13 protein-coding genes and 1 pseudogene are annotated in these 12,205 nt (G+C 46.3%); 5 read left to right on the top strand and 9 right to left on the bottom strand.

Annotation, left to right across the window (positions count from 1 at the left end; genetic code table 11):
* Positions 1-349: 349 nt before the first annotated feature.
* A pseudogene (locus tag ABV298_RS30165) lies at positions 350-901 on the bottom strand (IS3 family transposase); the annotation flags it as partial.
* A gap of 81 nt (positions 902-982) precedes the next feature.
* Here ABV298_RS30165 and ABV298_RS30170 point away from each other — a divergent pair.
* Genes ABV298_RS30170 through ABV298_RS30180 form a run of 3 tightly spaced genes read left to right on the top strand, consistent with a single transcriptional unit; the run spans position 983 to position 3,158 of the window.
* Complete coding sequence (locus ABV298_RS30170) at positions 983-1,261, top strand: IS66 family insertion sequence element accessory protein TnpB (RefSeq protein ID WP_188939487.1); 279 nt, start codon at positions 983-985, stop codon at positions 1,259-1,261.
* Positions 1,261-1,605: an IS66 family insertion sequence element accessory protein TnpB gene (gene tnpB, locus ABV298_RS30175; protein ID WP_262892458.1), complete on the top strand. Its 345-nt coding sequence runs from the start codon at positions 1,261-1,263 to the stop codon at positions 1,603-1,605. The genes ABV298_RS30170 and tnpB overlap by 1 nt, the downstream gene beginning before the upstream one ends.
* A 44-nt stretch (positions 1,606-1,649) precedes the next feature.
* Positions 1,650-3,158: an IS66 family transposase gene (locus ABV298_RS30180; protein ID WP_353719830.1), complete on the top strand. Its 1,509-nt coding sequence runs from the start codon at positions 1,650-1,652 to the stop codon at positions 3,156-3,158.
* Here the strand turns inward: ABV298_RS30180 and ABV298_RS30185 are convergent.
* The 3 genes from ABV298_RS30185 to ABV298_RS30195 form a co-directional block, all read right to left on the bottom strand.
* Positions 3,144-3,350 (bottom strand): IS3 family transposase, encoded by a 207-nt coding sequence (locus ABV298_RS30185; RefSeq protein WP_353719831.1) that lies wholly within the window; start codon positions 3,348-3,350, stop codon positions 3,144-3,146. The genes ABV298_RS30180 and ABV298_RS30185 overlap by 15 nt on opposite strands.
* Positions 3,351-3,483: 133 nt before the next feature.
* Positions 3,484-3,813 carry a transposase gene (locus ABV298_RS30190; protein ID WP_353719832.1) on the bottom strand — a complete coding sequence of 110 codons (330 nt, stop codon included), beginning with the start codon at positions 3,811-3,813 and terminating at the stop codon, positions 3,484-3,486.
* Positions 3,810-4,370 (bottom strand): hypothetical protein, encoded by a 561-nt coding sequence (locus ABV298_RS30195; RefSeq protein ID WP_353719833.1) that lies wholly within the window; start codon positions 4,368-4,370, stop codon positions 3,810-3,812. Before ABV298_RS30195 ends, ABV298_RS30190 begins: the two co-directional genes overlap by 4 nt.
* A gap of 519 nt (positions 4,371-4,889) precedes the next feature.
* Here ABV298_RS30195 and ABV298_RS30200 point away from each other — a divergent pair.
* Together ABV298_RS30200 and ABV298_RS30205 are read left to right on the top strand one after the other, a co-directional pair.
* Positions 4,890-5,555 (top strand): hypothetical protein, encoded by a 666-nt coding sequence (locus ABV298_RS30200; RefSeq protein WP_353719834.1) that lies wholly within the window; start codon positions 4,890-4,892, stop codon positions 5,553-5,555.
* On the top strand, positions 5,556-6,857 hold the full coding sequence (locus tag ABV298_RS30205; protein WP_353719835.1) for a PQQ-binding-like beta-propeller repeat protein: 1,302 nt from the start codon (positions 5,556-5,558) through the stop codon (positions 6,855-6,857).
* 585 nt (positions 6,858-7,442) lie between these two features.
* On the opposite strand, the gene ABV298_RS30210 is transcribed toward ABV298_RS30205, so the two are convergent.
* From ABV298_RS30210 to ABV298_RS30230, 5 genes are all read right to left on the bottom strand, one after another.
* Positions 7,443-7,892 (bottom strand): SRPBCC family protein, encoded by a 450-nt coding sequence (locus ABV298_RS30210; protein WP_353719836.1) that lies wholly within the window; start codon positions 7,890-7,892, stop codon positions 7,443-7,445.
* Positions 7,893-8,062: 170 nt separating this feature from the next.
* Positions 8,063-8,938 carry a lysophospholipid acyltransferase family protein gene (locus ABV298_RS30215; protein ID WP_353719837.1) on the bottom strand — a complete coding sequence of 292 codons (876 nt, stop codon included), beginning with the start codon at positions 8,936-8,938 and terminating at the stop codon, positions 8,063-8,065.
* Positions 8,935-9,861, bottom strand: a complete 927-nt coding sequence (locus ABV298_RS30220) for a DUF6268 family outer membrane beta-barrel protein (protein ID WP_353719838.1) — start codon at positions 9,859-9,861, stop codon at positions 8,935-8,937. The genes ABV298_RS30215 and ABV298_RS30220 overlap by 4 nt, the downstream gene beginning before the upstream one ends.
* A gap of 152 nt (positions 9,862-10,013) precedes the next feature.
* On the bottom strand, positions 10,014-10,769 hold the full coding sequence (locus tag ABV298_RS30225) for a LytTR family DNA-binding domain-containing protein (protein ID WP_353719839.1): 756 nt from the start codon (positions 10,767-10,769) through the stop codon (positions 10,014-10,016).
* Complete coding sequence (locus tag ABV298_RS30230) at positions 10,766-11,794, bottom strand: histidine kinase (protein ID WP_353719840.1); 1,029 nt, start codon at positions 11,792-11,794, stop codon at positions 10,766-10,768. The genes ABV298_RS30225 and ABV298_RS30230 overlap by 4 nt, the downstream gene beginning before the upstream one ends.
* Between the last annotated feature and the right edge of the window lie 411 nt (positions 11,795-12,205).

Here is a 12,205-nt window from a genome sequence, read left to right on the forward strand (position 1 = left end):
CCAAGTCCCTCTAACCCAAAAGATGCCACTTCCCTGAAATGAAATTAGAGCATACTCCTAAATAGCCAATCAAGATGAAGGTATATCCTAAGTTTAGCTTCGTTGCCATATCCAGTTCCAGGCAAGCTGTTTCCAATTTTTTATCATTGCCCCTTGGTTATTCTTCCACAACTTGGTTTTGAAGTGACAAAAGAACGCCTGGGCGTCAGTCTCAGGTACCCCTTGTTGCGAAAAATAAACCCTGACCTGAACTTCGTCAGGGGACACTGGTGTCCAAAACCAGTTGAGTGATGTGGTTCCGTTTTGGTTTACACTTTTGCGGGTGAATAAATATTTAAAGTTTGAATTCTCATCCGGTTTGCCGATAATATTCAGCCTCAAAGGAGGCCGGATTCAGATAGTTTAAAGAGGAATGCAGCCTTCTTGTATTGTAGTATCCGTCAAAGTACTCAAATAGGACGAGCTTCAATTTTTCTAGGCTCTCATATCCACCTTTCGGCATATTCAGCTCCGCCTTCAGCCTGCTCCAGAACGACTCCGCCCACGCATTGTCGTACGGATCATCGGCGCGCGACATACTCTGTTTCAGTTTAAAGGTCCGGATCAATTTCTTCATTTTATACGAAAGATATTGGCCGCCGCGGTCTGAATGTACGATCATACCTGGCTTTACCTTCCGCTTCAAAAGAGCCCTTTCTAATGGCTCGCGAACAAGACTTTCTTGCATATTATCATCTAATTGCCAGCCAACTACCTGGCGTGAGAATAAATCAAGCCAGACACACAAATAAGCCCATTTGCCACCTTTTAGAGGCATATATGTAATATCGGAAACCCACACACAATTGGGTTTGCTTGGCTTAGGTTGATCCAGCAGAAGATTAGGGGATACCCGTTTCCCATGCCTACTGTATCCGGCCTATCAAGTGCATATTTTTTAGCAGCGGCCGCCTGATTACTTTTGGCAAAAACATAACGCATTATGGATCAGTCAGAAGAAATGTTCAAATTAGTGAGACAATGGCGTAAAAGTGGCCTGAGCCAAAGTGAATTCTGCAAGTTGCACGGCATGACAGTAGCTAAATTTGGCTATTGGGTCGGAAAGGAAAAGTTGGTTGAAAAAGCGACGGGTTTTGTTCGTATATCCGCCCAGCGTTCGGCCATGGACAATGCTTATGAAGTCATTTATCCAAATGGCGTGCAGGTAAATTATCAGGGCGGTGATCTGACGGTGCTCTCTGAGTTGATCCGGCTTTACTAATGTTTAGTCTGGGTTCATCCCACCAATATTATCTGTACCGAGGCGATTGCGATATGCGTAAAGGTTTTGATGGACTCTGTGGCCTGGTGGATTCCGAGTTAGGTAGAGTGGCCACCAGTGGCGAAGTTTTTATCTTTCTTAACCGAAGACGGACCCATCTTAAAATGCTGCATTGGGAGCCGGGAGGCTTTGTACTTTATTATAAAAGACTGGAAAGTGGCACCTTTCCCTCCCCTAAAAAACAGGCAACCGGAAGTATTTCTTGGAGCGAACTGGTGCTGATGATCGAAGGAATCCAGGTACTGAAAAGCAGTCGTAGAAAGCGTTTTATTTTACAGCAATAAGTGCTTTTGCTAGCTTTAAAGGCTGTTTTTCCGTACTTTTAAGTATGCAAAATGCCCCGCTGGAAACGCTGGATAAAGACCAATTGCTCGCTCTTTTAAAAGAACGGGATCAGCAGATATCGGGTTTAACCCAGCAGAACGCATACCTGGAATCTCAGGTAGAGATGTACAAACGGATGCAGTTCGGTCAAAAGCGTGAACGCTTTGAAGGAGATCCGGCCCAGATTGCGCTTCCCTTTGAAGCTCCTAGCGAACAGGCTGCTGCACAAGAAGAAATTCTGCATGAAAAAATCAGCTACATCCGTAAAAGGCCAAACCATAAGGGCCGTGCAGCACTGCCTTCTCATTTACCCGTCGAAGAGATCGAGATTTATCCTGCCGGTGATCTTTCTGAAATGGTATGTATCGGCAAGGAAGTTACTGAAGAGCTGGATTACGAACCCGCACGCTTTTTGATCAAAAGATATATACGCTATAAATATGCACCCAAAAATGGTGAAGGGGTCAGAATCGGTCAACTTCCCGAGCGGGTCATCGACAAAGGAATACCATCTGCGGGACTGCTGGCTAGCATTTTAACCGATAAATACCAAGACCACCTTCCACTTTACCGGCAGAAGCAGCGTTTTGCCAGGGAAAATATCCAGATCGCATCTTCAACACTTGAAGGATGGACCAAAGAAGCGCTGATCAAGCTGGAACCGCTTTATGAGCAACTGGTCTTTGATATGAAATCGAAGGGCTATTGGCAGGTGGATGAAAGTCCGATTAAAGTACTGGAAACTGACAAGAAAGGCGCTTGCCATCAGGGATACTATTGGGTCTACCACAGCCCTTTGGATGATGTCGTTCTCTTTGATTACCAACCGACAAGAGGCTCAGCAGGAGCGAAGACGATGTTGGAAAGCTTTAAGGGCTATCTACAGACGGACGGCTACGCAGTTTATGAAAAGCATGGGAAGCGGAAAGATGTTATCCATCTTGCTTGCTGGGCGCATGCGCGTCGGGAATTTGAACGGGCCCTGGACAACGACAAAACCAGGGCGCAAAAAGCACTATCGATGATCCAGCAACTGTACGCTGTGGAGCGGAAAGCCCGCCAACTGATGCTGGATGCTGTTGAAATCAAAGAGCTGCGGCTAACAGAATCCCTTCCAGTTATCAACGAGCTGGGCAAATGGATCTTCGAACAAATTAAAAGTACGCTCCCAAAAAGCCAGATCGGAAAGGCGATGCAGTACAGTTACGGCCGTTGGGATGCACTCAGTGCCTACTTATACGACGGAAATCTGTTGATCGATAATAATCAAATTGAAAATTCTATACGCCCGTTGGCCCTGGGCCGGAAAAACTATTTATTCGCTGGCTCACACGAAGCAGCACAGCGGGCTGCTATGATCTACTCCTTCTTTGCTATCTGCAAAAAACACAACGTCAATCCCTACAATTGGCTAAAAAACACTCTACTAAACATCTCCACAATCAATCATAAAAACATCACTGACCTGTATCCGCAACACTTTAACAAGGTTCACCAATTAACAAATACGTAGTTGATAGGCCGGATACTGCCTACTGTCTGTCGTTCTTGGAACGAATTTCGGCGGTTGAATAGCTCTCAAACCCTCTTTTCGCATTATTTTAACAACTTTCCTACGACCTATTTTTATACCCTTTTGTTTCAGAGATTCCTTAATGCGTCTGCTACCGTACCGCTTAAAATTCCGGATAAACTCAATCCGCACTTCATGCTTTGGCCGATTATATTTTTGTCAGCATTATGGCTTTCCCCTCGCCGATAGCGGTAATAAGCTGTACGGCTAACCTCAAAAAGTGAGTATAAATAATTGGTCTTGTGCGTCCGAGAAAGAGAGCATATCAGCTCATAGACGTCCCTGAGTCGGACTGGCTCAAAAGACCTAAGGCTTTTTTTAGGATTTCACGGTCGGTTTTCAGGCGTTCATTTTCAGCACGCAGTTTAGCAACTTCCGCAGCCAGTTTCGCTGCTTTGTCGTTGCGATCTGCTTCGCTATTCGATTTTGTCTTTTTTGTTGCCATTCTCTTCCAACGATAGAGAAGATTCTCGGCAATTCCAAACGCCTCCGAGATTTCCTTGGCGCTCCTGCCGGAAGCCAGCATTCTGGTCATTTCCTCTTTGAACTCAGCATCGTAGTTCCTACGAATTTTTACCGATTTGGGGTCTTTCATTTTGCATCAGGTTGTGCAAAAATGTGTGCCGATTTTCGGATCCACCTCAAAGAATACCTAATAGCTAAATTATAAGGAATAAATGCATGTTGAACATATAGATAAAGACCGTACAACGGCATACAAAATGTATGGATTATTCCCGATGCTAGTTTTTTAGGAAAGACGTGGGCTAAGCCAAGAGAACCAAGATATGACCAATACAACCCCATCTCACTAAGTATTAGCAGGTACCCGTGTTTAGCTAATGCCATTGACAGTCCCTTCTTTTGATACATTGCTGCCAGTAAAACTAATATTGGCGGAACCATGATTGCCTGTTCTTTAAAACCAAAAGCAGCAACTAAGGACCCGACAGTACTTAGGTTCCTTAAAAAATATGATTTTTCAAGGTTTTTCGCAAATGAAATTAATGCAACTAGCGAAAATAAAGTACAGCCAAGAATTTTTGAGGCAGCAATCCAGGAAATAACTTCTGCATGTACAGGTAAAATAGCAAAGAAAAGGGCAGCATACAAGGCACTTTCATTTCCATAACTTGCGTTAAACAAAGACAATACAATACAAATTAACCGGTACGTTAGGAGACAATTTGTGATATGAAAAATTAGCCCCATTATATAATGCATTGCGACGAGTAGTTACCCCAATCCGTCAGGGATACAATACGAGTAACGGGATTGCTAACATAGCGACTGCAGTTCAAGGAAGCACAGGAGGAGCTAACAGGCTTGGCATAGGCCATAGCCTGGGAGGAACGGCCGCGAGACAAGTCAGTTTCTGGAACAATTTGCACTGGAGAGGCATAGTAACCATGGGATCACCTTTGCGAGGTGCAAAAATATCTGCATCGGCTTCGGATGGAACAAACACTGCGTTCATCAACAATGGTATCGACCGGATGATGGCCGGACCGGGAGTTGGAGCAGGAACAGCACCTCCAATCTTTCCGAACCTAGGAATACTAATCCACCAAGTGAGTATTCTCGGCCAGCTTTTTTTCCGGCACGCTTGCGTCCAAAGCGAACAGTACGTTAATGAATAGCTTCGGGCTCGTGGGACAAACCGCGGTAGATTTGCACCCCAATAGTAACTATCAATCCGGCGTCCAATTTCAGGGTGCTACCGTACCGAAAATACTTATTTGGGGAAACGAAGTTTACCCGCTTTTATGGCGAACTGTCGGTACTTATTCTTCTGACAATGGAACTGATGATCAGGGAGTAAGTATTGCGTCGACTGCCGCTGATATTTATAATACAATCGCAAATGGTGAGGAAGCATTGAGTTGGGCAAACCTGCCCATGCATGGGTTCCATCAATGGCGCAAGGGCAAATGGGAAGAAGGTAAAAACTGGGTTAACAATGACTCAAACGCCGGATGGGAGGAAGTGATTGGTTCTAATTATACAGAATTGGTCTCATGGTATGAAACTGTTGTAACGTGCGATGCAAACCAATGGCAAGCGTGCTATGCATCAAGTCCCCCACCCGGTTATTGTGATGACTACTGTACAGATCAGGTATATCATTTTTATACCGTGTACCATGACTACCCGAGTGACGGAGTAGTAACCCAACGATCAGCGACGAATGATGGAGGAAGCTGGCAAGGAATCCACCTGGAAGCTCCCAACACAAATCATGGCGAATTTAAACGACCGGATAGGGTAAGACCGACGTTGGATTGGGTTTTCAATAACGGTGACCAAAGTGGTCACTTCCAAATTGACCTCAGATAAATGCGTAAGCTACTATTTATATTGTTCTTCTCCTGGTTGCAGAGCTGCAACCAGGAGAAGATTGGTACCCAGGTCGACAAGGATGGCGTGGTTACTAAAATGCCCTTTTTATGGAAATCCCGTATCTCGGACGGTGCCCGCTTGTCAGCAATATCAAGAGGATATTTAGTTGATGAGAAGGGGCTTCTTTGCGTGGCAATGAAAAATTCTACGCCGCCGGAAGGCTATGGTGACAATTTCCTACAACTTAAAGACATGCAAACAGGAAGGAACATTTGGGAATGGGACGACCTGTTCGACAAAAGGATCGCCAACACCATTCGTCAGGGCATTGATGTTCAGAAAGGCAGGATGCTTTTACATGATGGGCGATCCCGGTATTTTGTTGACACCGATGCAGGCAAGACCATATGGAAAGGGAAGAGCGAGCTACCTGGTATTGGCCCACACGCTTCCTTTCTTGACGACCGTTACTTTATCAAAGCGTCCGACCCAGAAATAATGGCGCTCGATATTGCCAAAGATGCTATTTATGAGGGTAATTATCAGAATGGCGACCTGCGACAAATCGCAATGCCGAAGTATAGCGATGAGTATTTTAAGAAAGTTGATGGTCGCGTGGATATGGGTGGTGCGATTGTAAACTTTCATGCATTCAAAAAGGACGGGAAAAGCTACTTGATCATACCCTACGCGGAGCCGGGTCCGGTAGTAAAGTACTCTAACGTACATGCCCTGTTCGGCGTGTATGATCTGGATACAAGAAAATGGATATATGACCGAATTCCTATGGGTATTAGTGAAGACGGCACAACTGCGAGCGTCGTGCCCGTTATCGACGGCGACTTTGTTTATATGACTTCGCGCGCCACTGTGGATTGTTATGAGGTTATGACTGGTAAAAGGGTTTGGCAAACGCGACTAACAGAAACCAACACAACTGCATTGGATTTGATTGTCGACGGCTCAAACCTACTCATTAATTCGGGCGACGCCACATTGTACTGCTTGGATAAAACGACGGGGGCGAAACGCTGGTCGCTACCATCAAGCGCATTTGCAAGTGATCTCTACTGTCAAGACGGCACGGTGTATTGGATCGCCACTAATGCGCTGCGGGCTGCCGATATACAGTCCGGGAAAATGTTGTGGAACATGGAATCGCCGGACAAATATGAAGAGGGACGTTCCGACTCCTGGTTTTGGGGATTTGTTACCGGATTACCCGCATATAGCGGAAACAAAGGTAAAATATACGTGAGTACGAATTTAAATATCTATGCGTTTGATGCTGTAAAATAGCATCCCGCCTGAATGGAAAATATTTTGGAGGGATTATGCGTTAGTGTAAATTCCAAATGGGGGCTGGGGAGAACTTATAGCCTGACCCTGTCTTCAAAAATAGTTAAAAATTGATTTAGGGTCATGCCCCAATCCGGAAGGCATGGTCCACTTTTTAGAGGCCCCTCTGAGCGACAGACAGATAGGCTTCAATACCGCATCATCTGTAATAGCAACTACTTGATCTGACAGGTAAGGGTTAAAACAACCCGTCACCTTTTCAGGCGCGTTTGAGACTGGTGGTTGTGACTTATCCGTCGCTATTCACATCCAACACCTCTTCGCAAAACAATGGATAGCCTCTTAACCGCGATCGGCCGGACGGTCAGCGAAATGCTCCCCATAAAAAGCATCCCGACAACGATTCGTTATTGCAGGGCCCGTAAGCACCGTATCAGCGACAGCATGGCAATGTTACGGGAAAAGCTCTTCACCAAAACGAGCTGTGGCTTAAAGCAAAAAGGGACGGCAGTCGCTGTGACTGCCGCCCTAAATAATAATCGTCTTTGCCGGTACTGTGCCCGCCGGTAAAGCCTCACCTTATTATCAGGCATCCGGTATGTTGGGTTCGACCAATTTCGTAAGTTTTTCCAGGGATTCCTGCCAGCCAAGGTAACACATTTCGGCTGGTATTGCGGCAGGAATTCCTTCCTGTGAAATTTTGAGCTCGGTACCAACCAGGGTTTGCGTCAGCCAAACGGTGGTAACCATTTCACCGGGCAGGTTCGGGTCGTCGAATTTATCTGTATACCTGAGCAGTTCGTTCGGTTTGACTTCAAGGTATTTCCCACCGAATGAGTGGCCGTTGCCGGTAGTAAAATTATGAAAGGACATCCTGAACGAACCACCGGGCTCTACATTCAATTCATGGACAGTGCAAAGAAAGCCGTATGGCGGAAGCCAGGAAGCCAGGGCCAGGTCCTGGGTAAATGCCTTGTACAATTTTTCAGGGGATGCCTTGATCACCCTGTGCAGGGAAACGCTGTTTGTTGACATATGATCGTGTTTTTTAATCCTACTCTTCTGGCTTTTCGGTTGCGCCCGTTTTTAAAGTGGTACTGCTCCACTGAATACAACAGCACAAAGATGATAATAAAGTATAGGCTTAAAGGAGGGAGTTTGCGACAATTTCCGGGGTAATTTACGGCACACCACGAGCCGGATTCCTATTTTTTCCATCGCTTGTGGGTCCATAGCCAGCCATACGGTTCTGCAACGATATTGTCTTCGAGACAGGCGACATACTTTCTGGTTATTTCTTCCTCTCTTGTGGACTGCGCTTGAGCACATATCGGCAGGCACGTTACTTTGTAATATCCCTTTGCCAGCAACGTAACGTGCAGGAATACAACCGCCGATTCACTCTGGCGGGCCAGCCTTTCCATACCGGATATGACATAAGTCGGCTGGCCAAATAGTTCGAGCCTGATCCTTTCGTCTCCGCCTGACGGGCACTGATCTGCCAGGAACAGGTACACGGCTGGCAGCGGGCCTTTGCTAAGGATATGGCGCGCTACCTGCTTGTCGGGTATCAGCTTCATACCGAACCGCGCCCGGACTTTGATCATTAGCTTGTTCATTGCCTGCGAGCGCAGGGGCTTATACACTGCGTACATACGCAGCCCGAGTTTGTAGGGCATGAAATTCAGCATTTCCCAATTTCCGCAATGCCCCATACAGGCAATGACATTCTTTCCCGCTTGCACGTGCGCGCTGATAAGCTCGGCGTTCTCAAGAACAATCCGTTTGTCAAGCACCGCTGCCGGCGCCGAAATGCCTTTCAGGATCTCGGCGAAATAGGCGGTGAAACAGCTGTAAAACTTCTTGACAATGCAAATTATCTCCCCATACCGCTTGTCAGGAAAGCAGCGCGCCACGTTTTGAACCACCACCGCTTTCCTGTATCCGGGGATATAGTAAGCAAGGAAGAATGCCAGGGTAGCTATGCCGTACAGAAACGACATCGGGGCCAGACTTAACGCATATGCCAAACCATAGACGGCCCCTACTCCCATGTCTTCGAATGTCTTTTTGATTCTCATAGCTTGAAGTCCCATTTCAAGCCTATGGACGCATATGGAGACGCAGAAAAGTAGTAGTCATTATTGGAAGCAAACATTCCCTTCAAGGTCCTGTCGCTATACGCAGCCGGACGATATAGATTCAGGCCGACCATGGCAGACGCCGTCAGTCCGGTCTTGCCGAGCTTCACCTCGGGACGCAGCCCTGTGACAATGTATTGGTGCGAGAATATGACATCTTTGCCCTCTTTTTCGAGCAGTGCCATTTGCCCGTTCATTTCAAATGCCCACGAAAGTTTCAAATTGTCATTGAACCTGTAACTCGCCGCAACATCCAGGCCATCGACCAACTCGGCGCTGACATTGAACTTCCCGTGGTGTTTCCAGTTCACATAAACGGCCGGAAATACCATCGGATAACCCAGGGAGCTGTTCAGTGCCAGGCCACCTCCGACAGCCAGGTTTGGTTTCAAATGGCGGATAAAAACAACACCGGCACTCCCAAGCACATTCCTGAATCTGATCTTCGAAAAATCGGTGGACGGAGTAAATACTCCCATGCCCACACCGGCCCTGACCGACCATTTCCCGTTTAGCGGCCGCAGGTGGTAAACACCCAATTGCAGGTTCATGATCTCCGAAACCATCTCGCCCCCGAATTTCTCATTGCCAAGCGAGGCGTAGGCACCGCTGAGACCCACGCCCCAGGCGGTGGGACGATTATTTTCATTCATTTTCGTGGACAGCGGAATATTCACGGCGCCCTGATATATGATGGCAGACCCCTTGCTATCACCAATTTTTTCTTTCGGTTTGTCTCCGTTTGGCAGAAACCAGTAACCCGAATTTCCGATGAACTCCGTTTTAAAAGAGACTTGTTGCGCGTTCGCTTCCAGGCAAAACAAGGACCCGAGCATTGCCGCAAATAATGATGCTGATTTCATGACTTCGACCGTTACCGGCGTTTACATTTATTTCATTTGTCAGCAAAAGTGAGCCGAACAATGCAACATCGAAAGGCATAAACCATCGGGTTCGGAATGGGCAGGTCGAAGTGCAGAATACAGGGAATGGAATTGTGAATGCCGGTTGTTAGCTATTCAAGAACACCGTCCATCCATTTCAGAAAGTCCGGAACGCGTACCCGGCTCACCAGCACTTCATGCGGGCATGCCGGCGAAAAGGAAAGCTGCAAGCGGCTATTGAAATATTTGGCTACATTTTCAATCGCTTTTACATTGCCGATGCAGTTTCGGGACACACGAAAAAACAACTGGCGATCCAGCTGCTGTTCAATCTGGTCCAGCGTGTAATTAACGATATATCGCTTGTCGTTGAATGTGTGCAGAAACACCACACCGTCTTCGCTGTAAAAATGAGCGATATCGGTCGTTTCTATGTAATGATAGTTTTCTCCTTTCGAAATCAGGAAACGGTTTTTCTTACCGGCTGGCAACAGCTGCTTAAATCGCTCGGAATTAGATTGGTATGAATGATTATGGAAAATATTCTCGAATTTGATCAGTGCCGATTCCAGTTCAGTTTCCTCGAAAGGTTTTAGCAGGTAGTCGATGCTGTTTAATTTGAAGGCCCTGATCGCATGCTCGTCATAAGCAGTCGTGAATATAACCGGGGTTATTACTTCTATGTGGTTGAACATCTCGAAGCAACTGCCGTCGGCGAGCCTGATATCCATCAGAATCAAATCAACATTTGATGTTTTAAGGAATGCTATGGTATCAACCACCGTCTTGGTTTGTTTCTCCAAAATGTAACCTGGACGCAAAGCGGTCATCATGCGCTTCAGTTCTTCTGCGGCAAACCGCTCATCTTCTACAATGAGGTATTTCATGGCTGAATATAAGGGACTTTCACGATGAACTGACTGCCGGTGTGCTCCACGACAATTTCTTTACCATGCAACTCATACTGCTTTTTCAGGTATTTCAATCCGATACCGCTTTTGTCCGCGTTGCTGGTTGGCTGTACCTGATTTTCCACCGTAACATATTCGCTTCCGATCGTGATTTGTATATCCAGAGGCGCTTCTTCGGTTGCAACATTGTGCTTGAATACATTCTCCAAAAGAAGCTGCATGGTAAGGGGTACGATCTTATTGCTTTCAAATGCGCCTGGTTTATGAACCTTAAAAGTGAATGCGTTTTCAAACCGCATCTGCATCAGGAAAATATACGAGTCAAGTGCTTCCATTTCTTCTGCGACCGTTACGGCAGTTCGCTGGTTCAGGGAAAGTACGTACCGGTAGCTTTTGGAAAGCGCCTTGGTAAACTTGTTGGCATTCTGCGGGTTCAGGTAAATCAATGAAGAGAGCACATTTAGTGAATTGAACAAAAAATGTGGGTTTATCTGTGCTTTCAATGTCTCGTGCTGAAACAACAGGACTTCACGCTTCGCCTTTTCGGAGTCGGCGATCGCCTTTTGTTCGGATCGGAAATAATATATCAGCTCAAAAACCAGCAATATGGGCGTATTGGTGAGCATTCCCAAGGCAAATTTGGTTGCAAACGAAGGCAGTCCCGCCGCGGGAACAAGAAGTATGTTGTAGATCGTAAAATCGAAAAGCCATATCAGCGTCAGACATATTAATATCAGCCCTGCCAGGTCCGCGGCAATCCGGTACAGTATATTTCTGGAATACGGCAGGTGCTTATTCAAAAATATCAACAGGTTGTAATCCACCACACACATCGTAAATACCACAATGTAGTGGGCCGTTAACTGGACGGCAAACTTTTCCCATAAATCATCCTCCATCACAATGTTGCTCAGCAGCATCTGGCATAAGGCATACAGCAGCGATGAAAAGATGAAAATGAAAACGTGCTTTACGTTAAAACCGCTTATTTGGCGTATCATCAGTGTCGGAATCGATGAAGGCGGAAAAGTAGGATATTACCGGCAGACCATTTGTAAATCTCTTTATTTTTCCGACGAACTTCATTATTCGGGGGATGAATTGTTTAATACCTTCTCCACGGTGAACACAAGCAACGTCGCTCCGTTGGGCGTAAATAATAGCGGCGATGTTGTAGTTCTCCGGGGTGCCGTTCCTTCATTCAGGGTTACGGGAGTGGTTACAACACGTGTGCTACCAGTTCAACGTTGATTCTCAGGCGAATCTATCGCTAACGTCATCATAGCCCGGTTGCCCGTAAACGGTTCAGTATACAGGAGTTATCCACCGTCACAGATGTATATAGCGATCTCCGTTGTTCGTCTCTTTTTGCACAAGAGACGTAACTCACCCCAAAAATGAATAGTAACGCA

Origin of the sequence: Dyadobacter sp. 676 (assembly GCF_040448675.1) — a bacterium.
In the GTDB taxonomy this organism is placed as follows: Bacteria; Bacteroidota; Bacteroidia; order Cytophagales; family Spirosomataceae; genus Dyadobacter.